The sequence below is a fragment of the Streptomyces sp. RK62 genome, from assembly GCF_018070255.1.
Taxonomy (GTDB): domain Bacteria; phylum Actinomycetota; class Actinomycetes; order Streptomycetales; family Streptomycetaceae; genus Streptomyces; species Streptomyces nigra.
Window position 1 is genome coordinate 128961 of the sequence record NZ_JAGPYD010000012.1, and the last position, 22048, is coordinate 151008.

At 75.3% G+C, this 22048-nt stretch carries 21 protein-coding genes and 1 pseudogene; 10 read left to right on the forward strand and 12 right to left on the reverse strand.

The genetic code is table 11. The features are described from left to right. Positions 1–27: 27 nt before the first annotated feature. From KBY32_RS23705 to KBY32_RS23725, 5 genes are all read left to right on the forward strand, one after another. Positions 28–2217 carry an FUSC family protein gene (locus tag KBY32_RS23705; protein ID WP_210981528.1) on the forward strand — a complete coding sequence of 730 codons (2190 nt, stop codon included), beginning with the start codon at positions 28–30 and terminating at the stop codon, positions 2215–2217. 303 nt (positions 2218–2520) lie between these two features. Continuing rightward, on the forward strand, positions 2521–3654 hold the full coding sequence (locus tag KBY32_RS23710; RefSeq protein ID WP_210981529.1) for a polyprenyl synthetase family protein: 1134 nt from the start codon (positions 2521–2523) through the stop codon (positions 3652–3654). Next, entirely contained in the window at positions 3651–5225 is a 1575-nt protein-coding gene (crtI, locus tag KBY32_RS23715; RefSeq protein ID WP_210981530.1) for a phytoene desaturase family protein, read from the forward strand. The genes KBY32_RS23710 and crtI overlap by 4 nt, the downstream gene beginning before the upstream one ends. Next, positions 5212–6213 carry a phytoene/squalene synthase family protein gene (locus tag KBY32_RS23720; protein ID WP_210981531.1) on the forward strand — a complete coding sequence of 334 codons (1002 nt, stop codon included), beginning with the start codon at positions 5212–5214 and terminating at the stop codon, positions 6211–6213. The genes crtI and KBY32_RS23720 overlap by 14 nt, the downstream gene beginning before the upstream one ends. Next, positions 6210–7214 carry a DUF5914 domain-containing protein gene (locus KBY32_RS23725; RefSeq protein WP_210981532.1) on the forward strand — a complete coding sequence of 335 codons (1005 nt, stop codon included), beginning with the start codon at positions 6210–6212 and terminating at the stop codon, positions 7212–7214. Before KBY32_RS23720 ends, KBY32_RS23725 begins: the two co-directional genes overlap by 4 nt. A gap of 48 nt (positions 7215–7262) precedes the next feature. Here the strand turns inward: KBY32_RS23725 and KBY32_RS23730 are convergent, their stop codons facing one another. From KBY32_RS23730 to KBY32_RS23745, 4 genes are all read right to left on the reverse strand, one after another. Further along, positions 7263–8819, reverse strand: coding sequence for an FAD-dependent oxidoreductase (locus KBY32_RS23730; RefSeq protein ID WP_210981533.1), 1557 nt, complete (start codon positions 8817–8819; stop codon positions 7263–7265). Further along, a complete protein-coding gene (locus KBY32_RS23735; protein ID WP_210981534.1) occupies positions 8816–9550 on the reverse strand; it encodes a class I SAM-dependent methyltransferase in 735 nt (244 codons plus the stop codon). Before KBY32_RS23735 ends, KBY32_RS23730 begins: the two co-directional genes overlap by 4 nt. Further along, a complete protein-coding gene (locus tag KBY32_RS23740) occupies positions 9547–10758 on the reverse strand; it encodes a lycopene cyclase family protein (RefSeq protein ID WP_308293782.1) in 1212 nt (403 codons plus the stop codon). Before KBY32_RS23740 ends, KBY32_RS23735 begins: the two co-directional genes overlap by 4 nt. Before the next feature lie 307 nt (positions 10759–11065). Then, positions 11066–12046, reverse strand: coding sequence for a MerR family transcriptional regulator (locus KBY32_RS23745; protein WP_210981664.1), 981 nt, complete (start codon positions 12044–12046; stop codon positions 11066–11068). Between the two features lie 159 nt (positions 12047–12205). Between KBY32_RS23745 and KBY32_RS23750 the strand changes: the two genes are divergently transcribed. Both KBY32_RS23750 and KBY32_RS23755 read left to right on the forward strand, forming a co-directional pair. Beyond that, positions 12206–12829, forward strand: coding sequence for a sigma-70 family RNA polymerase sigma factor (locus KBY32_RS23750; protein ID WP_210981535.1), 624 nt, complete (start codon positions 12206–12208; stop codon positions 12827–12829). 123 nt (positions 12830–12952) lie between these two features. Next, positions 12953–13213: a hypothetical protein gene (locus KBY32_RS23755; RefSeq protein ID WP_210981536.1), complete on the forward strand. Its 261-nt coding sequence runs from the start codon at positions 12953–12955 to the stop codon at positions 13211–13213. 21 nt (positions 13214–13234) lie between these two features. Here the strand turns inward: KBY32_RS23755 and KBY32_RS23760 are convergent, their stop codons facing one another. Further along, positions 13235–13441: a DUF2180 family protein gene (locus KBY32_RS23760; protein ID WP_115505354.1), complete on the reverse strand. Its 207-nt coding sequence runs from the start codon at positions 13439–13441 to the stop codon at positions 13235–13237. Positions 13442–13704: 263 nt separating this feature from the next. Here KBY32_RS23760 and KBY32_RS23765 point away from each other — a divergent pair, with 263 nt between their 5' ends. Then, on the forward strand, positions 13705–14925 hold the full coding sequence (locus KBY32_RS23765; RefSeq protein ID WP_210981537.1) for an aromatic ring-hydroxylating dioxygenase subunit alpha: 1221 nt from the start codon (positions 13705–13707) through the stop codon (positions 14923–14925). A 21-nt stretch (positions 14926–14946) separates the two neighbouring features. Here the strand turns inward: KBY32_RS23765 and KBY32_RS23770 are convergent, their stop codons facing one another. Beyond that, a complete protein-coding gene (locus KBY32_RS23770; RefSeq protein ID WP_115505352.1) occupies positions 14947–15360 on the reverse strand; it encodes an SRPBCC family protein in 414 nt (137 codons plus the stop codon). Between the two features lie 203 nt (positions 15361–15563). On the opposite strand from KBY32_RS23770, the pseudogene KBY32_RS23775 reads away from it, so the two are divergent. After that, positions 15564–16805 (forward strand): annotated as a pseudogene (locus tag KBY32_RS23775) (cation:proton antiporter); the annotation flags it as partial. Positions 16806–16910: 105 nt separating this feature from the next. Next, positions 16911–17243, forward strand: a complete 333-nt coding sequence (locus tag KBY32_RS23780) for a DUF3140 domain-containing protein (protein WP_199835445.1) — start codon at positions 16911–16913, stop codon at positions 17241–17243. 3 nt (positions 17244–17246) lie between these two features. Here KBY32_RS23780 and KBY32_RS23785 read toward each other — a convergent pair whose 3' ends face one another. The 6 genes from KBY32_RS23785 to KBY32_RS23810 all read right to left on the reverse strand — a co-directional run bounded on the left by KBY32_RS23785 (position 17247) and on the right by KBY32_RS23810 (position 21946). Then, positions 17247–17705 (reverse strand): SRPBCC family protein, encoded by a 459-nt coding sequence (locus KBY32_RS23785; protein WP_210981538.1) that lies wholly within the window; start codon positions 17703–17705, stop codon positions 17247–17249. Between the two features lie 93 nt (positions 17706–17798). Beyond that, a complete protein-coding gene (locus tag KBY32_RS23790) occupies positions 17799–18203 on the reverse strand; it encodes an ATP-binding protein (protein WP_308293783.1) in 405 nt (134 codons plus the stop codon). 77 nt (positions 18204–18280) lie between these two features. Further along, a complete protein-coding gene (locus tag KBY32_RS23795) occupies positions 18281–18649 on the reverse strand; it encodes an STAS domain-containing protein (protein WP_210981540.1) in 369 nt (122 codons plus the stop codon). A gap of 122 nt (positions 18650–18771) precedes the next feature. Beyond that, entirely contained in the window at positions 18772–19188 is a 417-nt protein-coding gene (locus KBY32_RS23800) for an STAS domain-containing protein (protein ID WP_210981541.1), read from the reverse strand. Continuing rightward, a complete protein-coding gene (locus KBY32_RS23805) occupies positions 19185–20291 on the reverse strand; it encodes a B12-binding domain-containing protein (protein ID WP_210981542.1) in 1107 nt (368 codons plus the stop codon). Before KBY32_RS23805 ends, KBY32_RS23800 begins: the two co-directional genes overlap by 4 nt. Next, the gene (locus KBY32_RS23810) at positions 20288–21946 is read right to left on the reverse strand and encodes a PP2C family protein-serine/threonine phosphatase (RefSeq protein ID WP_210981543.1); all 1659 of its coding nucleotides are present in this window, start codon (positions 21944–21946) and stop codon (positions 20288–20290) included. Before KBY32_RS23810 ends, KBY32_RS23805 begins: the two co-directional genes overlap by 4 nt. Positions 21947–22048 lie beyond the last annotated feature (102 nt).

Sequence of the window (22048 nt, forward strand, 5' to 3'; positions counted from 1 at the left end):
TCGCCGTGGCGTCCGTCCGGGAGGACCATGCACAAGGCCGCCGAGGCTCCACCGGCATCCGCCGTCACCGGCACGGCGACGGCGAGGCGGACCGCGATCCTGCGCCGGGCGGTGCGGGTGGCCCTCGCCGCGTCCGCCGGCTTCTACACCTGCCTGTACGGCTTCGACGAGCCCGTCCTCGCGCTGTACGCGCTCTTCGCGCCGATCTCGCTGGGCCTGCTGTCGACGATCCCGGGGTCGGGGCGGCAGCGCGCCGAGGTCATGCTCAAGGCCCTGCCCGTCGGCCTGGCCCTGGTGGCGCTCGGCACCGCGCTGGCCGTGCACACCTGGGCGGCCGTCCTCGGCATGCTCGTCGTGGGCTTCCTGCTGGCCTTCGCCGCCGTCGCGGGCCCGCGTCCGGCCGGGGCGGCGCCCGCGCTCCAGCTCTTCTACATCCTCGCCTGCTTCCCGCCGTACGACCCCGGCGCGCTGGGGCTGCGGCTGGCCGGGCTCACCGTCGGGGTGCTGGCGCTGGTCTTGTGCGAGCTGTTCGTGCTGCCCGATCCACCCGACCATCCGACCTATCGCGCCGCCCTGGCGGAGGTGCTGCGCACGGCCCGCGGGGCCATCACCGGCGACCTGGCCCTGACCCCGCAGGAGCTGCGTGAGGCCGGCGCGCGGCTGCGGCTGTCCGGGGTGGCGCCCGCGCAGCGCCCCGCGGGCCCCGGACGCGCGATGCGCGGCATGGCCCAGGCGGGCACCGCCACCCGCCGGCTGCTGGAGCAACTGGCCCATCTGAGCGAGCGGGGCGAACTGCGCGCCCTCGCCCGCACCGAGGGGCAGGGCGCCGACGGCACGGACCGGGCCCTGCGCTCGCTCCTGCCGCAGGTGACGACCCTCCTCGACGAGACCGTCACCGCGCTGCGCACGGGCCGTGCCGCGCCGCCCTCCCACCGGATGGACGCGGCCATCGAGGACTTCCAGCGCATCCGGGTGCGGCAGGCCGCCGGGCCGGCCGACGAGGTGCCGCCCGCGGACGTCCTGCGCCGGCAGGCGCTGCTGCTGTCCATCGCCGAGTCGGTGCGCACCCTGGAGATCTCCGTGCGCGTCGGCCTCGACGGGCGGCGCAGGGAACCCATCGAGCCGCCGGTGCTGTTCTGGTACGCGTACAGCGGCATCCCGCTGCTCTGGTGGCGCCGGATCATCGGGAACCTGACACCCCGGTCCGTGCAGTTCCACAACGCGCTGCGCATCGCGGTGGCGCTGGCCGCGGCCCGCCTGGTGGCCGGGTCGCTCGACCTGGCGCACGGCTTCTGGGTGCTGCTGACGGTGCTCACCCTGAGCCGGACCACCGTCGGCGAGACCTGGGCGGCCATCCGCCGGGCCGTCCTCGGCAATCTGCTGGGCGCCGTCGCCGCCGGCGCCCTGCTCATCGGACTCGGCCGCCACACCGACGCCTACGCCGCCGTGCTCGCCCCGGCCATGCTGGTCGCGTTCTCGGTCGGGCCGCTGCTGGGCATCGCCTGGGCGCAGGGGCTGTTCACGCTGGTGGTGTCGTCGGCGTTCGCCCAGATCACTCCGGCGTCCTGGCAGCTGGCAGAGGTGCGGATCGTGGACGTCGTCACCGGCAGCGCGATCGGACTGCTGTGCGGGCTGTTCGCCTGGCCGGCGGGCGCCCGCGCGGAGGTGCGCCGCACGATGGCGGGGCTGCTGCGCGAGTGCGGCCCGTTGATCAAGGGCACCGTCGGCATGCTCGCCGCCGTGCCGCCGGGGTCGGTGCCGCCCCCGCCGACGCTGCCCGCCCTGCACCGGCTGCGGCTCGCGGAGGCCGCGTACGCGCAGTTCCGCAGCGAACCCGGGGGCGGCGGGCGCGGCGGCGCCGACTGGCAGGCCGTCCTCATGACGGCCCACCACGTCTTCCTGGGCGCCCAGTGGCTGCCCCGCTTCGACCTGCCCGTCGCCGCGCTGCCGCCGTCCGCGGCCGACCGGGAACAGGCGCGCTCCAGCGCCCTCGCCGAGACCACCGACCGGCTGGCCGCGCTGTGCGCGGGCGAACCCCCGCCGTCCCGGCCCTCGCGGCCACCGGCCGAACCCCCGCCGGGGCGGCCCGCACCGGCGCTGGTCGACCTCGACACCTGGCTGCGCGGACTCGCCGCCCAGCTCGCCCGGATCGAGTCGCATCTCCCCGACGCGCTCCGCCGGTCCGCACACGCCCGGTCCGGCGGCGGCCCCGAATAGGAGCGGTACGGCGAATCCCGCCGGATCGCCCGTGCCGTAGCGCCGGAACGCGGCCGGACGGTGGTCCACTGGGAGTCCGTTTCGCTCCTTCATGTCCTGGTTCCGGCCGGTAGGGGATCGGTGACACCGGGTGAGCCGCGGGCCCTCGCGGGTACGCGGGGCCCACCTTCACGGCCGTGTTCGGCCCATGGAGTGCATTCGGCCGGCGGATCGAGCAGGCGGGGAACACATGGGCGCATCCACACCCGAGGCCTCGGCGGAAGTGCAGGTGTGCAGGTGACGGAGAGTGAGAAGGGGCCGTGCATGCTGGAACTGAGGCCGACGGCAGCCGATACGGCCCACGCGCCGGCGACGGCCCTCGAGGCGGCCCGGCGCGTCGACGCCGTGCTGGACGACGTCCTGGAGACCCGACTGCGCCAGGCCCGGCAGGTCGACCCGGTCTTCGCCGAGGACGTCGCCGGGCGCGTCGCGGGACTGATCCGCAGGGGCGGCAAACGGCTGCGCACGGCGTTCGTCTGGTGCGGCTGGCGGGCCGCGGGCGGCACGGGCGACGCCTCCGCGGTCCTGCGCACCGGGGCCGCCCTGGAACTCCTCCAGGCCTGCGCGCTCATACACGACGACCTGATGGACGGCTCACCGCTGCGCCGGGGCGGCCCCACCCTGCATGTGGAGCTGACCCGCCTGCACTCCGCCGCCCGGATGACCGGCTCCGGGGAGTCGTTCGGGGCCTCCGCCGCCGTCCTCGCCGGTGACCTGGCGCTCGCCTGGGCCGACGACCTGCTCACCGAGGTCGCGCTGCGCCTCCCGCACGGCCCCCGGCTGTACGAGGAGTGGCGGGCCATGCGCGGCGAGATGGTCGCCGGCCAGTACCGCGACCTGCACGCCCAGGCCACCGGCGCGTCCGGCGTCGAGGAGGCGCTGACCGTCGCCACCCTGAAGAGCGCCCTCTACACGGTGGAGCGGCCCCTCGCGCTGGGCGCCGCGCTCGCCGGGGCCCGACCCGCCACCGTGGACGCGCTGCGCCGCGCCGGACGGCACGCCGGGCTGGCCTTCCAGCTCCGCGACGACCTCCTCGGCGCCTTCGGCGACCCCGCGCTGACGGGGAAGCCGGCCGACGACGACCTGCGCACCCGCAAGCTGACCTATCTGCTCGCCGTCGCCGTCCGGCTCGCGGCGGCCTCCGGTGATGAGGAGGCCGTGGCGGCGCTCGCCCCCGCGTCCACCGACCGTCCGGACGGCGCCGTCGAGCGGATGCGCAAGGCCCTGGAGTGGACCGGCGCCCGCGCGCTCACCGAGACGAAGATCGCCGAACTGGCCGCCGCGAGCCTGCGGCACTTCGAGGACACCGGCGCCGACACCGCCGTACGCGAGGAATTCGCGGCGCTGGTCGCGCGCGTCTCCGGCGGCGTCCCGCAGCGGACGGAGGACATCGCGTGAGGACCGTACCGGGACCGACGGAACACGTCGTCGTCGTGGGCGCCGGCCTCTCCGGCCTCGCCTGCGCCCTCCATCTGCTGGGCGCCGGACGCCGGGTCACCCTGGTCGAACGCGACGCCGGCCCCGGCGGCCGGGCCGGACGCGTCCAGCTCGGCCCGTACGGGGTCGACACCGGGCCCACCGTCCTGACCATGCCGCACCTGGCGGACGAGGCGTTCGCGGCGGTCGGCGACAGCCTCGCCCGGCATGTCGAGCTGATGCCGCTGCACCCCGCGTACCGGGCGCGGTTCGCCGACGGCAGCGCGCTGGACGTGCACACCGACGGTGCCGCGATGGAGGAGGAGGTGCGGCGGTTCGCCGGACCGGCCGAGGCGGCCGGCTACCGGGACCTGAGGGACTGGCTGGAACGCCTGTACCGGGCGCAGATGGGCCGCTTCATCGACGCCAACTTCGACTCCCCGCTGCAGCTCGTCAGCCCCGACCTGGCCCGGCTGGCCGCCCTCGGCGGCTTCGGCCGGCTCGACCGGCGGATCGGCCGCTTCCTCGGCGACGAACGGCTGCGGCGGATCTTCTCCTTCCAGGCCCTGTACGCCGGGGTCGCCCCCGCCCGCGCCCTCGCGGCCTACGCCGTCATCGCCTACATGGACACCGTCGCCGGGGTGTGGTTCCCGCGCGGCGGTATGCACGCCCTGCCCCGCGGGATGGCCGACGCGGCCGCCGAGGCCGGCGCCGACCTGCGCTGGTCGTCCGACGTGGCCTCGCTGGAGCAGTCCGCCGGCCGGGTCCGCGCCGTCCGTCTGGCGTCGGGGGAGCGGATCGCCTGCGACGCGGTGGTGCTCACCTGCGAACTGCCCACCGCCTACCGGCTCCTGGGCCGCGCCCCGCGCCGCCCGGTCCCGTTGCGGCACTCCCCGTCGGCGGTGATCCTGCACGCCGGGACCGACCGCACCTGGCCCGGACTCGCCCACCACACACTGTCCTTCGGGGCGGCGTGGGAGTCCACCTTCGACGAACTCACCCGAACCGGCGCCCTGATGAGCGACCCCTCCCTGCTCATCACCCGCCCCACCACCCACGACCCCGAACTCGCCCCGCCCGGACGGCATCTGCACTACGTCCTCGCACCCTGCCCCAACGCCGACGTCGGACCGTCCGCCCCCGAATGGCGCGACCTCGGCCCCCGCTACCGGGACAGCCTCGTAGCCGAACTCGAACGGCGCGGCCTCACCGGCTTCGGCGCGAGCGTCCAGGAGGAGATGCTGGTGACCCCGCTGGACTGGACCGCCCAGGGCCACGCCGCGGGCAGCCCCTTCTCGGTCTCCCACACCTTCGCGCAGACCGGCCCCTTCCGGCCGCGCAACCTGGTCCGCGGCGTCGACAACGCCGTCCTGGCCGGCTGCGGAACCACCCCCGGGGTGGGCGTGCCCACGGTGCTCGTCAGCGGCAAGCTCGCCGCCGCCCGTGTCACCGGCGTCACCGCGCCCCGCCGCCTCTCCCGCGCCCATGCCCTCCCGCCGACCGGGCGCGCCGCGTCCGCCCCGACCGTACGAGGTACCGATGTCCCGTCGTGAACTCGACGCCGCCCGCATCACCGACCCCGCGCTGCGCGACGCCTACCTGCGGTGCCGCACCCTCAACGCCCGCCACGGCCGCACCTACTTCCTCGCCACCCGCCTGCTGCCGCTGGAACGCCGCTGCGCCGTCCACGCCCTGTACGGCTTCGCGCGCTGGGCCGACGACATCGTCGACGCCCTCGACCGCGACAGAACCCCCGCCGAACGGGACGTCCTGCTGCGCCGCCTGGAGAGCGACCTCGCGCACGGACTGCGCACCGGCGGCGGTGACGAACCCGTCGTCCGCGCCGTCGCCGACACCGCCGCCCGCTACTCCATCGACACCGCGCTGTTCGCCGACTTCATGGCCTCGATGCGGGCGGACCTGACCGTCACGGACTACCCGACCTACGCCGACCTGCGCGCCTACATGCACGGCTCGGCCGCCGTCATCGGCCTGCAGATGCTGCCGGTGCTCGGCACCGTCGTCCCCCGCGAGGAGGCCGCCCCGCACGCCGCCGACCTCGGAGTCGCCTTCCAGCTCACCAACTTCCTTCGCGACGTGGGCGAGGACCTGGACCGGGGCCGCGTCTATCTGCCGGCCGACCTGCTCGCCGCCCACGGGGTGGACCGTCCCCTGCTGGAGTGGAGCCGCCGCACCGGCCGCCGCGACCCGCGCATCCGCGCCGCGTTCGCCGCCGCCGAGGCCCTGACCCGCGAGGTCTACCGGGTCGCCGAACCGGGCATCGCCATGCTCGAACCCCGCGTACGGCCCTGCATCCGCACCGCGTTCACCCTGTACGGCGGCATCCTCGACGCCATCGCCGAGCAGGACCACGACGTCCTGCACCGCCGCGCGGTCGTCTCCGTCGGCCGCCGCGCGGCCACCGCAGCGGCCGGCGCGGTCCGCATCCTCGCGGCCCGCCGGCACACCACCACCCACGCCGCGCACCCGGCCCCCACGGCCGGGCGGCCGGCGCCGCAGACGAAGGGGCAGGCAAGGTGACCCGCCGACCGGACGACGCCCGCTGGACCCCACCGCTGCGCTTCCGGCGCCCGCCGGACTGGGCGCGGCAGCAGCCCTCCTGGCGGCAGGCCCGCCCCGCGCTCATCGCCGACGCGCTCAAGCGGGCCTCGGCCCGCCCCTCCGGCAACTGGTTCGTCGTCGGCGCCTCCCGCGACATCCGGGCCGGCGAACGCCCTTACGGCAGGACCGTCGGAGGCGTCGAGGTCGTGCTGTGGCGCGGGGAGGACGGCACGCCGCACGCCGGGTCCGGGATCTGCCCGCATCTGGGGGCGCCGCTGCGTGACAGCCGTGTGGTGTGCGGCACGCTGGTGTGCCACTGGCACGGACTCGCCCTGGACGGCGCCCCGTTCGCCGGCTGGGAGCCCTATCCCGTGCACGACGACGGGGTCCTCGTCTGGGTACGGCTGGACGAGGTCGGCGGCGAGGAGCCGCTGGAGCACCCGGTGGTGCCGCGCCGCCCCGAAGCGGGTGCGCTGGACGCCGTGTTCACGGCGGTGGGGACCTGCGAACCGCAGGACGTCGTCGCCAACCGCCTGGATCCCTGGCACGGTTCGTGGTTCCACCCGTACTCGTTCGTCGACCTGAAGGTGGTCGGCTCACCGGACGGCGACGGGGACGACGCGTTCGTCGTCGACGTCTCCTTCCGGGCGCTGGGCTCCTGGGTGGTGCCGGTGCGCGCCGAGTTCACCGCGCCCGATCCGCGTACGGTCCTCATGCGCATCACGGAGGGCGAGGGGGCGACGTCCGTCGTGGAGACCCATGCCACCCCGCTGACCGCCGAGGGCGCGAGCAGGCCGCGTACCGCCGTGGTCGAGGCGATCGTCGCCGCCTCCGACCGCCGCGGCTTCGCCCTCGCCCGGGCGGCCGCCCCCGCCCTGCGCCCCCTGATGCGCCGCACGGCGGGCCGCCTGTGGCGCGACGACCTGGCCTACGCGGAACGCCGCTGGGCGCTGCGGAGCACCGGGCGCTTCCCGGGCTGAGCGGGCTACGAAGGCGGCCGGGCGGGGTGCGTCCCCGCCCGGCCGCCTTCAGCGTGCCGTCGCCAGGGCGCCCAGGGCCCGCAGGACCGGGGACCGGCCCGCGCGCGGCACCGTCCACAGGACCTGGCCGCGCACTCCCCGCGCCGCCAGCAGCGCGTTGGCCGCGAGGAAGCCCGTCGTGGCCGCCCGTTCCATCAGGGCCACCGGCAGATCGCACCGGACGGCGTCCCCGGCCAGCGTCAGCCAGGGGTGCGGGGTCCGCACCCGGGGCCGGCGGTCGTACGAACCCACCGGAAAGAGCGGGCAGTCGGCGCGCCACTCGTGCCGCGCGTCGATCACTTTCGCGTCCCGGGTCTCGGGGTAGATCTCGTGCAGCCGTTCCAGGAGCCCGCGTTGTACGTCCTCGGGCCGTCCGTCGGTGACCGCGTACGCGTGCAGTTCCACGACCGAGCCGCCGGTTCGCACGGCCCAGCGCCGGGCCTCGCCCTCGTAGCGGTCCAGGACGCTGATGTTGTCCAGTCCGTCGTACCCGCTGGTGCCGAGGAAGGCGGGCCGCTCGGGGCCGACCGGCCGGTCGAGCCAGAGCCGGGACACCAGGAACGGCGGAGCGGTCCGCATCGCGTCGATGTCGGCGCGCCACGCCTCGGTCCCCAGCCCGGGTGACGCGGCGACCAACTGCCGCAGCGCGCCCGGGTCGAGGGCGAGCACGACCGCCTCGTACGCGGTGGCGCCGGAACCGGTCCGCACCTCCGCGCCACCACCCTCCCGGGGCTCGACGGTGTCCACGGGGGTGCCCGTGCGCACGTCCGCGCCCAGCCGCTGGAGATAGTCGCCCAGCGGCTCCCACAGCGCCTGCGGGAACGGCTCGTCCGGCACGTCGAAGAGCAGCCCCTCCGACGAGCCGAGGAAGTAGACGTGGAACATCAGCAGCAACTCGGCCGCCGACAGCTCCGCGGGGTCGGCGAAGAAGCTCCGCGAGAACACCTCGAACGCCAGATGGTGCGCGGTCTCCGGGAAGCGCACCCCGTCGAGGAAGCGGGTCGCGCTGACGTGGTCGAAACGCTCGTACACCTCGGGCACCCGCACGTCGAGCAGCGGCAGCGCCGCGCGCGCGTTCATCGCGGCCAGGTCGCGCCAGCCGAAGGTGGGGCTCAGCACGACGAAGCCGAGGGCGCTGAACGGCGGGGTGCGCGGCACCTTCGCGAAGCTGTCCGTCAGGCCCCCGCTGTGCCGCAGCGGGTAGTCGGCGAGCGGGGTGAGCCGGTCGAGCCCGGGATCGGTGCGCCGCAGCAGACCGCGCAGGTTGTAGTACTGGCGGAAGAAGGCGTGGAAGCCGCGGCTCATCGTGACGTCGGAGCCGTCGGCCAGGCGGGTGCGCCGGCCCGCGAGCCGGCCGCCCAGGGAGTGCTCCCGCTCGTAGAGGGTCACCCGGGCGCCCCGCTCGGCCAGCAGGGTGGCCGCGGCGAGCCCCGCGATCCCGCCGCCGATCACGGCGACGGACGGCTCCTCCCCGGGTTCGAACCGGTCCCGGCCGGGCGCCGGCATCAGCACCTCGGCCTTGCGGTCGCGGCCGCGCCGGGCGGCGGGCCGGGTCTGGGCGGTCATCGGGCCGGCTCCGGATGCGCGGGGGAGCCGTTGCGGGCCAGGAAGGTGTGCACGATGCCGGTCTGCCAGCCGGCGACGGGCAGCGCCCGTACGTCCGTGAAGCCGGCGCGGGTCAGCCGGTCCCTGAACGCCGGGGCCGTGTCGAAGCGCAGCACGCTGTGGCCCAGGTGCCGGTACAGGGCGCGGTCGCCGGTGAGGGTGCCCATCGGGACGATCACCCCGCCGCACACCGCCCGCCACAGCGCCCGGTGGCCCGCCGACCCACTGAGGCTGTACTCGTGGACGGCCAGCCGCCCGCCCGGCCGCAGCAGACGGGCCCGTACGGTGTCGAGCACCTGGTCGGGCTCGGTGACGTTGCGGAACAGATAGGCCGCGAACACCGCGTCGTACGGGCCCTCGTCATCCGTGAGCGTCTCCTCGGCCGTGCGGTGCAGGAACCGCACCCGCTCCGGCCAGGGCTTGTCCAGCGCCCGGCGCAGCATGCCGGCCGAGGCGTCGACGGCGGTGATCCGGGCGCGGGGCGCGGCCCGCAGCAGGGCGCGGGTGGAGGCGCCGGTGCCGCAGCCGAGATCGAGGACGCGCAGCCCCTCGCCGTCCTGGGGCAGCCGCAACCGGCGTGCGGAGCGCAGGAGTTCTCTGCGGTAGCCGGGGTTGAGGGCGGTGAGGCGGTCGTAGGTGCCCGACGCGTGGTCGAAGGCGCGGGCCAGGTCGTGGTCGCGCAGCAGTGTCATGGGAGGCGGTCTCCGGATCGTGGTGCGGGGTGGGAACGGCGGGGCAGGAAGGGCAGTTCGAGCGCGGTGCGCAGCATCGGACCCACGGGGCCGCGCAGTCCGATGGCCCACTCCTCCCGCAGCGAGGTGGCGCCGTCGAGGAACCGCAGCAGCCGCTCGGCGGGGGTGTGGGCGAACAGGCAGGTGAAGAACGCGGGTCCGTCGAGGCGCCCGGTGTCCAGGGCGCGCAGCATGACAGCGTCCATGGCGAGCGCCCGCCGTCCGTGCGGCGGCGGAACGTGCGGGCGTCCGGCGGCCAGGGAGGCGGCGACGGCCCGGCTCTGGCGCTGCGCGGCGGCGAAGGTGTAGCCGGTGGAGGGGCGGGTCGCGCCGCCGGCCGTGCCGATGCGGTACACCGCAGGCCCGACCCGAACCGGGAAGCGCGCGTCGGTCATCGGCACGACACCCTGCTCGGCCGCCTCCACCGTGAACGGGCCCAGGCCGAGGACGTCGTGGCAGTACCGGTCGAGGGCCTTCTCGTACGCCGGTGTGGTCAGGGGCGTCCGGGAGAACTCCGTGTACTCGACGAGGGCGTGGTCCGGCGCGAGCGGCAGGACGTACCCGAAGGCGAGCCCGTGCCCGGGCTGCGGGACGCGGAAGTCCATCAGGTCGGCGACGCCGGGGTCGAACCGGGGCCGTGCCGTCCGCACGAACCAGCCCCGGAAGTGCTGGAGCAGCCGGGTGCGGGCGGGCGGCAGGGCGCCGAGCGGTCGCGAGTCGAAGACGAGCCGGGCCCGCACGGTGAGTGGACCGCCGTCGGGAGTCGTGCAGTCGACCTCCGCCCCGCCGGGTGTGTCGCGTACGGCGCCGGCCGTGGCGCGCAGGACACCGCAGCCGGGCCGCTCCGCCAGCCGGGCGTGCACGTACTCCTCGAACCGCGTCGAACGCAGCATCCGGTAGCGCAGCGGGGCCGGGTCGACGGTGTGCGCGGTGCCGTCGCCGCCGTGCACCCGCAGCCGTGGCCAGGACGCGCCGACGACGTCGTCCAGGCCGCCGTCGCCGTCGTCCCAGAAGCACCAGGTCCGGACCGGCGGGCGGACCGGGCCGTCGGGCGGCTCGACCACGAGCACCCGGACGTCGGTGGTCGCGGTCAACTGCTGCGCGAGGGAGAGCCCGGCCGCGCCACCGCCCAGCACGAGCACGTCGGTGTCCGGTCCGGGGCTGCTCACGCGACCCACCGCCGGGGGCCAGTGCCGTCGCCGCTCACGTGCCTCGCTCCGGATCTGTGGGTCGGGGGCCGTCTCGATACGTCCCGTCTTCCGCGCGCCGCCCACCTCCGGATGCACCGGGACCGGCCGGCACCCCGGAATCGCTCGGCCAAGCCCGCATAGCCCTCCTCGCCTCCTCGCGATCCGACCACGGTTACCGCGCCGGGCGGCCCACCGGCGGGCGGCCCGCCCGCAACCCCGGTACGGCCCACCCGAATCGCCCTGCGCGGAGCGCGTACCCGGTGCGCGGCGGTCGAGACGGCGGCGGTCAGACCGGCATACGGGCCTCCACGGCGGCGACGGCCTCCGCCAGGTTCGTCGCGCGCGGCATACCGGGCATCGGCGATCCCGCCCAGCCCGGCCCCAGGGGCAGTACGACCGGCCGCCGCCGGGCTCCCCGGACGCCCCACTCCATCCCGGCGACGTGCTGGGCCAGCGGCCTGCTCGCCGTGGACCGGGACTGGGCCCACAGCCCCACCACCGAGGGACCGGTCCGCCGTACGGCCGCCACCAGGGAACCGGCCGGCAGCGCCCCGCCGAACATCCGCACGGGGACGCCGCGTTCGGACAGGGCGGCGGCCAGCACCTCCAGCGGCAGGGTGTGGCTCTCCCCGGGCACGCACGCGAGGACGGCGACGGCGCCCGGACGGTCGACGGCCACCGGGGGCGCGGCGCGCCGCAGCGCGCCGGAGACATGCCAGGACAGGAAGTGCTCGACCTCGACATAGCGGTCGTCCGAACTCTCCCACTTCCGGCCGACCGCCTGCAGCGTCGGCATGATCACCTCGGTCCAGGCGGTGACCAGCCCGTGCTCCTCGATCGCGGCGGCGAGCAGGGCGTCCAGCGCGGGCGCGTCCAGGCGCAGCGCCGCGCGGGCGACCCCCTTGCACTCCTGCCGCACATCCCCGAGGCGCAGACCGCTGCCGGCCCGGCTGCGTCCGGGCGCGGCCCGCCGGGGCGGGGGTCCGGCGGTCGGCCGGGCGGTGGCGGTGTCGTCCGGTGCCCCCTCGCGGGCCAGGCGCGCCGCCTCGGCCGGGGGAAGGCCGTTGGCGGTCAGCGCGCACATGCGCTCCAGCCGCGCGACGTCCGCGGGCGTCCAGCGGCGGTGCCGGCCGCCGGTGTGCGCGTCCGGGCCCAGGCCGTAGCGCCGGTCCCAGGTGCGGACGGTGGTCGGCGCCACCCCGAGCCGCCGGGCGACCTCGCCCGTCGTCAGCCCGCCGCCGCGCCCGGCGTCCCCGTCGTCCCGCATGTCGGTGTCCACCCCGACAGTGTACGACGCACAAACGATGCGTGTTGTCTGCGTCGTTTCATGCTCAACAGACTGAGGACCGCGCCGGAGACCACGGCGACCGTCACGGCTCGACCGACGGCCTTCCGGCACCCGGCGAGCGGCAGGAGGAACCGGGCCATGAGCACGCGAACGCGAACCGCCACCATCCCGACCCGCCCCGCCGGCTCCGCGCCGGCCGAGGAGACCCTCTACGAGGAGGAGCTGGCCCGGGGCCTGCTCGCCGGCGACCAGCACGCCCTGGCGGGGATCTACCGGCGCTGGGGCTCGCTGGTGCACACCCTGGCCGCCCGTTCCCTCGGCGACCCGCACGAGGCCGAGGACGTCACCCAGCAGGTGTTCCTCGGCGCCTGGCGGGGACGGCACGGCTTCCGGCCCGAGCGCGGCCCGCTGGGCGCCTGGCTCGTCGGCATCACCCGCCGCAAGATCGCCGACGCGCTCTCCGCGCGGACCCGGCGCCTGGCCCTGGCCGACGCCGTCGGTGACGCCACCGGCCCGGCGTCCGGAGAGGGCACCGGCCCCGACGACGTCCTGGACCGGGTGCTGCTGGTGGACGCCCTGTCCCGGCTCCCCGCCCGCCAGCGGCAGGTGCTCTGCATGGCCTTCTACGACGACCTGACGCAGGCCCAGATCGCCGAGCGCACCGGCCTGCCCCTGGGCACCGTCAAGAGTCACACCCGCCGCGGCCTGTACCGCCTCCGTGGTGCGCTCGAACAGGGCCGCGCCGACAACCTGGCCGCCTGAAGCGGCTCGCCCGGCACCGGCCGCCCTGAAGCGGCTCGCCCGGCACCGCATCCACCGCGCGCCCGGCACCCGAAACAGCGACGAGCCCCACACCGGAGGGGGCTCCTCGCGAGAGGACGACCCATGACGGCCGCCCCCGGGCACCTCACGCCCGCCACCCTGGTGGAGTGGGCGCTGCGCGACGACGACCCCGGCGAGGACGGCGACACCGCCCGGCACCTCGCGGACTGCCCCGCCTGCCGGGAGCAACTGTCCCGGCTGCGACGGGTCGTGAGACTCGCCCGCGCGATCGAGACCCCGGACCTCCCCGAGCCCCCGTCCCGGCCGGTCTGGGAACGCATCGAACGGGACCTGCGCGGCACGGGGGAGCCGGACGCCGGCTGAGACGGCGCGCAGCCGTCCGGGTCAGGTCGCCTTCTCGGCCGTACGGCACACCGGGCACGTCATGCGCCGGGCCGGCCGGCTGTGGATCACCTTGCCCGGCTGCGCGGGCCCCCGCATCTGCACCGGTTCCGAGTGCACGTGCTCGGGGCACACCGCGGCCCCGCACACGTGGCACACCGCGACCGCGTCGGTGGCGCGGTCCAACTGGTTGCATTCGTAACAGTTCATATCCGGACCTCTCCGCCAGCGCGCCCGACAGTGTCGGCCCTGCACGCTTGCCGGGGGCCGGAGGTCCCCGGCGACTGCTCCGCATGGCTATGGAATGCCTGGTGGAGCCCCGCCGCAACTCAGGGGCGGGTGACGGCCCCTCACCCCGGTGGACGTGCTGGGCGGGACACGGCCCCCTCCGGCCGTGAGGATGAGCGGGTGCCGGGCCCCCGCGACGCGTCTCGGGCGGGCCCCGGCCGGTCGTCCCGACGCGAGGGAGAGGTATGAACCAGACGGACTCCGCCGGGAGCCAGGAGAGCCGGAGCCCGGGACACCCGGAACCGGACGCCGCCTTCGACCTCAGGCGGGTGGGGGCGCACCCCGACTTCTGGTACCCGGTCGCCCGGTCCCGCGCGGTCCGCCGCGGCCGGACCGTCGCCGCGGTCTTCGCCGGGGAGCGCATCGCGCTGTTCCGGACCCGTAGCGGCATCGTGCACGCCCTGGAGGACCGCTGCGCGCACCGGCAGGTGCCGTTGAGCATGGGCGTCGTGGAGGGCGAGACCCTGCGCTGCTGCTACCACGCCTGGGCCTACCGCGGCGACGGCCGTATCTCGCAGATCCCCTACCTCTCCAAGGGTGACCGCAGACCGCCGCGCGGTGTGCGCGGCTATCCCGTCCGCGAGGCGTACGGGCTGGTGTTCGTCTTCCCCGGCGACCCGGAGAAGGCCGCCGTCACCGACCCGCCCGACCTGCCCGCGTACGGTTCACCGCGCTACAGCACCATGACCTTCTCCCGGACGGTGCGCTGCCACTACTCGTTCATGCACGAGAACCTCCTCGACATGAACCACCAGTTCCTGCACCGGGGCGTCGTCGGCACCCTGCACCCCGAACTGCTCGGGTACACCACCACCCCGCGCTCGGTCGAGGCGCGGTACCTGTTCACGCACGCCGGGGGCAAGCGCAATCGCGGCGCCGGCCTGCTCGCCGCCGAGGGGCTGGGCGGCAGGGACTCCGCGGACGTGATGACGATCCGCACCGAGTACCCGTACCAGACGCTCGACCTCGTGCCCGAGGGCGCGGACCATCCGGCGTTCCGGCTGTGGGCGGTGTACGTCCCCGAGGACGCCGAACAGCGCGTCTGCCACGCCTACGGACTACTCATGATCGAGAAGCAGAAGGTGCCGGGCGCGCTGCGGCTGGCCTGGCCGCTCATCCGGCGCTTCACCGAGCGGGTGTTCGCCGAGGACCGGATGGCCGTGGAGGCCGAGCAGCGGGCCTGGGACGAGCAGGGCGGGGACCGCAACCACGAGGTCTTCCCGCTCATCCTGGACGTCCGCTCGGTGCTGCGCGGCAACGGCGTCCCGCTCGGCGCCGCGACCCCGGTGTGCGGGACGGCGTCCGCCGGCTGCGCCCCGCCGGCGGCGGCCCACCGGCCGTACGCGGGGGACCGCCCCGCGTACGGCGGGCCGGGCGTCGAGTTCCCGGCGGTGGACGGCGGCTGACCGGCCGTGGCCGGTCCCGGATCAGCCCGCCGCGTTGTCGACCCGTAGCCGCACCTGCTCCTCCAGGCGGGCCAGGCTGCCGTCGAGGGCCTCGCCCACCCGGGCCTCGCCGGGGTCGTGGCGCTCGTCGAAGAAGGACAGATGGAGCGTCACCTCGCTGGCGCCGCTGTCGATCCCGGCCACCTGGAGCCAGCCCGCGTAGGCGCCGTCGTCACGCGTGCCCCACTCCAGCCGCATCTGCTCCGGCCGGGCCCGCAGCAGCGCGGCGGTGTCCTCGTCGGTGCGGTCCTCGTGCACGGTCACGGCGGGCGGGTCGTCCGCCTCCACGTGCACGGCGTCCGGCAGCCAGCTGTCCAGCCGGTCCAGAGCGGCGGCCTGGTCGAAGACGTGCTCGGGCTGCGCGGGCATCGTGCGGGAACGCTCGTACTCGGTCATCGCTGCACCAGCCTTGCCTCGGGTGTTCCGGCGGACCGCGTTCCCGGGCCGCGCGGACATAACCGTCCCACCCGGGACGGGCGGGACGGATGCGCGCTCATAGGACACCCGCGCCGGGGTACGCGGGCCGGGTCCAGGTGGCTGCCGTGGCTCCGTGCGACGCGTGGGAGCACACGGCATGACGGGAGGGTGGGCACGGGAACGTGACGATCGGCGATGCGGTGAGCGCGTGGCTGGGTGCCGGGGCGCTGCTCGCGGCGGTGCTGCCGCGGGTCGTGGCCGGACGGCCGCTGTCGCTGCCGCTGGTGTTCCTGGCGGCGGGCGTCGGCGTGTATCTGCTGCCCCTGCCGCTGCCCGAGGTCGATCCGGTGGCCGACCGGCTGGTCACCGAGCATGTCACCGAGGTCGGGGTGATCATCGCGCTGATGGGCGCCGGGCTGGCCCTCAACCGGCCCGTCGGGCTGCGGCGCTGGGGCACCACCTGGCGGCTGCTGGGCATCACCATGCCGCTCACCGTCGTGGCGACCGCGCTGACCGCCTGGTGGCTGCTGGACTGGCCGCCCGCCGCCGCGCTCCTGCTCGCCGCGGTCCTCGCGCCGACCGACCCGGTGCTCGCCTCCGAGGTGCGGGTGGGGGAGCCCACCGAGGACCCGCACGACGAGGACGAGGTGCGCTTCTCCCTCACCAGCGAGGCGGGACTCAACGACGGCCTCGCGTTCCCCCTCACGTACGCGGCGCTGGCGCTGCTGGCCGCCGCGGGCAGCGGCTGGTCGGCCGACTGGATCGGCGGCTGGGTCGCCCACGACGTCCTCCTGAAGTGCGTGGTCGGGGTGGTGAGCGGTCTGGTCATCGGACGGCTCCTCGGGTGGCTGTTCTTCTGGACCCGCCGGCCGGTGCTGCGGCTGTCCGAGCACCGCGAGGGCTTCGTCGCGGTGGGCGCCACCTTCCTGTCGTACGGCGTGACGGAGCTGGTCGGCGGCTACGGCTTCCTGGCCGTGTTCGTCACGGCGTGCGCGCTGCGCGCGGCCGAGCGCGCCCACGGCTTCCACAACGTCCTGCACGACTTCGTGGAGCAGATCGAGCGGCTGTTCACCGCCGCCGTGCTGTTCCTGCTGGGCGCGTTCGTCGCCCGGGGCGGCCTCGACGCGCTGACCTGGCAGGGCGCCGTCACCTCGGTGCTGCTGCTGGTGGTGATCCGCCCCTGGGCCGGCTGGTTCGGGCTGCTCGGCGGGCGGCCGGGGCGCCGGGAGCGATGGGTGATCGCCGCCTACGGCATCCGCGGCATCGGCTCGCTGTACTACCTCGCGTACGCCCTCGGGCACCACGACTTCCCGGTGCCGGCGCGGGAGCTGTGGGCGGTCGTGACGTTCACCGTGCTGGTCTCCGTCGTCGTGCACGGGGTGACGGCGGGCCCGGTGGTGGGCCGCCTCGACCGGTTGCGTGACAGGGGCGCGCAGAGCGCGCGGGACGGCGGACCAGAAGCTGCGGATCGAGCGCGGCCCCCGCAGGCTGAACGGGGGCGGCCCGGACACCGACGGAAGTGGGACGGCGTGGACGACGCGGAGCGCGAGGAGACCTGGAGCGACTTCCGGGAAGCGGTGAACATGTCACCGTCCCGGCTCGACGAGTGGCTGGCGACCGACGAGTCGCGCGAGGCCGGGCAGCACAAGGACGGCGGCGAGTCCACCGGGCACGCCTCCGGGCGGCGGATCGCCGAGATCCTCCGTACGAGGAAGGACGACCTGACGGACGACGACTACGGGCACATGCGCAAGGTCGTCGGCTATGTCCGCCGCCATCTGGCACAGCGGCCGTCGGGAGACGTCGAGGACAGCCGCTGGCGGCACTCGCTGATGAACTGGGGGCACGACCCCCTGGCCTGACGGTCAGCGCGGGGCGATGGCCGCCTCCGCCGCGGTCCTGATGCGTTCGCCGAAGGCGGGCGCGTCCTTGCGGGCGGCGGCGACGGCCAGCCCCACCAGGAGCTTGCCGACCCCGTGGCCCTCCAGGACGTTGTAGAGATGGACCCGGGTGCGGCCGTCGTCCAGCGGCTCCAGGTCGTAGCCGCCCTCGTCGGCCGTCACGCTGTTCTTCGACACCTCGGCCCAGCGGATCCTCGAGGGCGCCTGGAGCTCGGTGATGCGGAACTCTCGGGCGCTCTTCATCCCGGCGTCCTTGACGGTGCTCCGGAAGACGGTGCCCACGGTGGTCGGGGCGTCGGGGACCCGCTCGATGCGCTGCACACGGGGGCTGAACTGAGGGTCGTTGCGGCCGTCGGCGAGATAGTCGAACACCGCGGCCACGGGCCGGTCGACCTCGAAGGTCGTCTCGAACTGTCCGGACATCGGCACTCCTCCCAAGTCGGAGCCGTCGTCTGCCCGCGACCCTAAGGGAGAGCGGGTCGGCCCGCGAGGCGAACGGGGGAATGCCCAGGATTCCTACGCGCCGGGGCCGGCCGCCATGACCGCCCGGATGGTCTTGCCGTGTGCGGTCGGCGTCACGGTGACCTCGCGGCTGAGCTGCCGCACGAGGGGCCAGCCGAAGCCGCCGGGCGCGGTCGAGCGGGTGCGCGGCACCGTGTGCGGGGCGGTGGGCGAGGCGTCGGTGACGCTGACGGTGAGGGTCTCGCCGTCGAGGGTGGCGTCGAACGCGACGAGCCCGCCGCCGTGCCGTACGGCGTTGGTGACGAGTTCGGTGACGACGAGCAGGATGTCGTCGACCGTGGTCGAGGAGGGCGCCTCCGCCTGGGCGCGGGTGCCCAGGAGGGCGCGGACGTGGGAGCGGGCCATGGCGGCGGTGACGGGCCGCGCTTGAGGTTCGGCGGCGAGGTCTGCTGCGGTCACATCTCCTCCTTCATGTCCCACTTGCCCGTAACACCCCTTTCCCTGGTTCCCGCATCGCGGGCGAGTATGACTGGTCATCACCGACGAGAATTGATCTCCTCGCGGATCAGGTCCAGGGCCGACGTCAGGTCCGGGGCCGTGGTGAAGACGCGGGCGGTGTCCGTGAGGTCCAGCAGGCGCCGCACGAGCGGGCTCACCGCCATCAGGACGAACGGCAGACCGGCGGTGGCGTGGTCCTGCCGGGCGGTCAGCAGCGCGTGCAGCAGGGAGGAGTCGGCGAAGGTCACCTCGCCCAGGTCCACGACGGTGGCCAGGGCGGCGCCGTCCCGGGGCGCGGCAAGGGCGGCGGTGACGGCCTCGGCCTCGTCGGCGTCGAACTCGCCGGTGACCCGGACGAGGCGCACGTCCTCGTCCACGGTCTCGATGATCTCGGCTTCGTCGTTCACCGGAGCATTCTCACAGGTGGCCGCGCGCGCGAGAAAGGTGGGTGCGCATCGGCCCCCCACCCCCGCCCACCGCGAGCGGTGACGGCCGGGACCGGCGGGGCGCAGGGCGGGTGCCGCACGGGTCACGTCCGGCGGGGCGGTGCGGGCGGGGGTGCCGCGCCGGCCTCGCCGGACGCGTCCGGGGCGTCGGCGGCACGGCCCGCGGAGCCGTCGAAGAGCTCTGCGGTGCCGGTCAGGTCCAGCAGGCGCCGCAGCACCTCGGGCCGGTTGTCCAGGTGCAGCGGGGTCCCGGCCTCGCCACTGGCGCGGTGCACCATGAGCAGCGAGGCGAGGCCGAGCGAGTCGCACAGCGTCAGCCGGGCGCAGTCGAGGCGCAGCCGCCGGGGCGCCGGGTCGGCGCGCAGCAGGGCGCGCGCCGCCTCGGTGAGCTCGTCGGCGCTGTCCCAGTCGAGGTCGCCGGTGATACGGATGTGCGCGTCACCGGTGGCGTCGAGGGCCGTGTCCAGGTGGAAGACGCTGTCGTCGGATGCGCTGCTCATACGGGGGCGCCGGATTCGGGGGCGGGGGGACGGGCGGCACGCCGGCGCAGCGTGTCCCGTCCCTCGGCGAGCAGGCCGAGCGTGCGGGGGAAGTCCTTCAGCTCGTCCTGGAGCAGCACCAGGGTGGGGTCCAGGACGCGGGCGGGCACCTGGCGGGCCTCCAGGATGTCGGCCGTCCAGTCCAGGAACCCGGTGAACAGGGAGCCGTCGTCGGTGTAGAGGGCGCACGCGAGGAACTCCACGATGTGCAGCACGTCCTCGGCGGTGCGCTCGCGCTGCTCCGCGCTGTAGTCGCGCATCGCGGGCACCCGTTCCTCCAGCCCCGCCAGGGTGCTTCTGACCACCTGCCGTCTGGCGCGTGTGACCAGCGTGTACTCCTGGTCGATCAGGTGCGGCAGGTCGTCGACGCTCTGCCGGACGGCACCGCCGGCCGGGCGGGGCAGCCCGCGCTCCAGCAGACCTGCGGCGGTCCGGGCGTCCGGGGCCCAGGCGTCGGCGCCCAGCAGCCGGGCGTAGCGGCCGTCGGCGCCGAAGGCGGCGCCCCCGGCGACGACCGGGATGCCGAGGGCCTGGACGGCGGTGATCGCGCTGTGCGCGGCCGGCAGCCGCAGGGGCAGCGAGGACGACAGGGCCACGGCGGAGGGCGCGGTGGCGTGGAGGTGGGCGATGAGGTGCGGGGTGGGGACCTGGGCGCCGAGGAAGTCCACCCGGTGGCCGCGCAGCCGCAGCACCTCGGCGAGGAGCCGGGCGGGCAGGGCGTGCCACTCGCCGTCCACGCAGGCGACGGTCACCGCGACACGGGCGTCGTCGGTGGCCGGGGCGGGGACGCGGTGCGCCATGGCGGCGATGATCCGCTCGTGGATCGCGGTCGCGGAGTGCTCCTGGGCGACCGTGAAACGGTTCTCCGCCCAGGCCCGGCCGACCTCCCGCTGGGTGTGGGCGATGACGTCCAGGAGGACGTCCTGCGGGTCGGCGCCGTCGTCCAGCGCGGTGAACACCGCCCGGGCGGCGGCGTCCTCGTCGCGGGCGCACACGGCCTGCCACAGCTGCTCACGGGCCCGCTCGAGCGTCCCGTCCTCCTGCGCGGTCGTCATGTCGGTCATGCGGTGTACCTGCCCGCCGTATGTCCGTCCACGGCTGTGAGATGCGTCGTACGGGGCGCGGTGATCGCCATCACCGCGATGTCGTCGTGCCGGTTCTCGCCGATCCACTCGGCGACGAGCATGTGGATCCGCTCGACGACGGCCTCCGCGGGCATCCCGGCGCACTCGGCCAGCGCGGCCCGCAGCCGGTCGTCGCCGAACATCACGTCGCCGAGCGGCCCGCCCCGGGCCTCGGTGACGCCGTCGGTGAACAGCAGACAGCTCTCGCCCGGCCGCAGATCCACCTCGGCGGTGGTCGACTTCACGTCGGGCAGCACACCGATCAGGGTGCCGGACGTCCGCGCCTCCTCGACGGTGCCGTCCTGCCGGACGATCAGCGGCAGCGGGTGCCCGGCGCTGGTCAGCGACAGATGCGTGGTGTTCTCCTGGCGCAGCACCGAGGCCAGCACCAGGGTGGCGAACCGGGTGTGCCGGCTGTTCAGCAGCGTGCCGTTGAGCAGGCGCAGCAGATGCTGGTGGTCGCCGGCCAGCGGGAGCAGCGCCTGGAGCGTGCTGCGGATCTTCCCGGTGAGCACGGCGGCCTCCAGGCCCTTGCCGCACACGTCGCCCAGCACGGCGAGGGTCTTCTCGCCGGGGGCGGCGCCGGGGTGGACGTCGTAGAAGTCCCCGCCGACGCGCTCGGTGTCCTGGGCGGTCCGGTAGCTGCCGGCGAACTCCACGCCGTGCACCCGACGCAGCATCGGCGGCAGCAGGTCCGCCATGAGCGTGGCCGTGATGGACGTCTGCTCCATGTAGAGGCGGGCCGCGGACAGTGCGGCGCCCGCGCGGGCGGCGAAGACCCGTGCGAAGGACTCCTCGGAGGCGTCGAAGGCGGCGTGGTCGCTGCGCCGCAGCAGGATCAGGGCCCCGGCCGGGACGCCGTGCCCGGGCAGGGGAGTGACCACGACCGAGCCCACCGGACCGTCGAAGCCCTCCGGCACGGCCCACTCGGGCAGCGCGGACGGGTCGATCCAGCGGGACGGCACGGGCGGGAAGCCCTGCAGGGCCTCCTTGAGGCCGGGCACGTCGGCGGGCTCGATGCGGGCCGTCCGGTGGACGACGCCGTCCCCGGCGCAGAGCGACAGCGGGTGGCGGCGTCCGGCGGCGGGGGCGACGAGAACGGCCGCGTCGGCCAGGTACCGGGTCGCCAGCTCCACGGCCACCTCCATGCACCGCTCGGTGTTGAGGGACGCGAGCAGCCGGCTGGAGGCCTCGGCGAGAAAGCCGTGACGTTCCTTCTCGCTCCTGAGGGCCGTCTCCGCGAGTTCGCGGTGGGTGTCGTCGACGAGCCACCACACCACCTGGCCGTCCGCGCCGGGTGTCGCGTGCGCCTCCAGCGTCCACTGTCCGTGACGGCCGCGTACGGGCCCACCGGCGTCCTCGCCGCCCGTGACGGCGGCGCGCCGGTGGCCCTCGACGAGCCAGTCCGGTGCCACGTCGGCGAGCGGGATGCCGGGGCCGGCCGCGGGGAAGAGCCGGGCGGCCTGTGCGTTGATCTCCACGAGGGCCCCGGCCGTGTCCACGACCAGAGCGGGGTAGGGTGCCCGCATCCACGCGGTACCCACGGACGACAAGAGCTCCTGCCCCTGGGGCAAGGAGCCTTCAACACGCGTCATAAATTCGTCAGCTCCGCACCTGTCGGACCTGATCACCCTTCGCTCGACGACAACGGTCACACTTCGTCCCGAGCCTCGCAGCACAGCGCGAGGCCCGTCAAT

What these genes read in the sequence shown, in the direction of transcription:
- KBY32_RS23710 (WP_210981529.1), top strand. Translation starts at nt 2,521, where the DNA reads ATGCTGGAACTGAGGCCGACGGCAGCCGATACGGCCCACGCGCCGGCG.
- KBY32_RS23735 (WP_210981534.1), bottom strand. Translation starts at nt 9,550, where the DNA reads ATGACACTGCTGCGCGACCACGACCTGGCCCGCGCCTTCGACCACGCG.
- KBY32_RS23705 (WP_210981528.1), top strand. Translation starts at nt 28, where the DNA reads ATGCACAAGGCCGCCGAGGCTCCACCGGCATCCGCCGTCACCGGCACG.
- KBY32_RS23720 (WP_210981531.1), top strand. Translation starts at nt 5,212, where the DNA reads ATGTCCCGTCGTGAACTCGACGCCGCCCGCATCACCGACCCCGCGCTG.
- KBY32_RS23785 (WP_210981538.1), bottom strand. Translation starts at nt 17,705, where the DNA reads ATGTCCGGACAGTTCGAGACGACCTTCGAGGTCGACCGGCCCGTGGCC.
- KBY32_RS23770 (WP_115505352.1), bottom strand. Translation starts at nt 15,360, where the DNA reads ATGACCGAGTACGAGCGTTCCCGCACGATGCCCGCGCAGCCCGAGCAC.
- KBY32_RS23805 (WP_210981542.1), bottom strand. Translation starts at nt 20,291, where the DNA reads ATGACCGACATGACGACCGCGCAGGAGGACGGGACGCTCGAGCGGGCC.
- KBY32_RS23750 (WP_210981535.1), top strand. Translation starts at nt 12,206, where the DNA reads ATGAGCACGCGAACGCGAACCGCCACCATCCCGACCCGCCCCGCCGGC.
- KBY32_RS23810 (WP_210981543.1), bottom strand. Translation starts at nt 21,946, where the DNA reads ATGACGCGTGTTGAAGGCTCCTTGCCCCAGGGGCAGGAGCTCTTGTCG.
- KBY32_RS23755 (WP_210981536.1), top strand. Translation starts at nt 12,953, where the DNA reads ATGACGGCCGCCCCCGGGCACCTCACGCCCGCCACCCTGGTGGAGTGG.
- KBY32_RS23765 (WP_210981537.1), top strand. Translation starts at nt 13,705, where the DNA reads ATGAACCAGACGGACTCCGCCGGGAGCCAGGAGAGCCGGAGCCCGGGA.
- KBY32_RS23760 (WP_115505354.1), bottom strand. Translation starts at nt 13,441, where the DNA reads ATGAACTGTTACGAATGCAACCAGTTGGACCGCGCCACCGACGCGGTC.
- KBY32_RS23730 (WP_210981533.1), bottom strand. Translation starts at nt 8,819, where the DNA reads ATGACCGCCCAGACCCGGCCCGCCGCCCGGCGCGGCCGCGACCGCAAG.
- KBY32_RS23745 (WP_210981664.1), bottom strand. Translation starts at nt 12,046, where the DNA reads ATGCGGGACGACGGGGACGCCGGGCGCGGCGGCGGGCTGACGACGGGC.
- KBY32_RS23800 (WP_210981541.1), bottom strand. Translation starts at nt 19,188, where the DNA reads ATGAGCAGCGCATCCGACGACAGCGTCTTCCACCTGGACACGGCCCTC.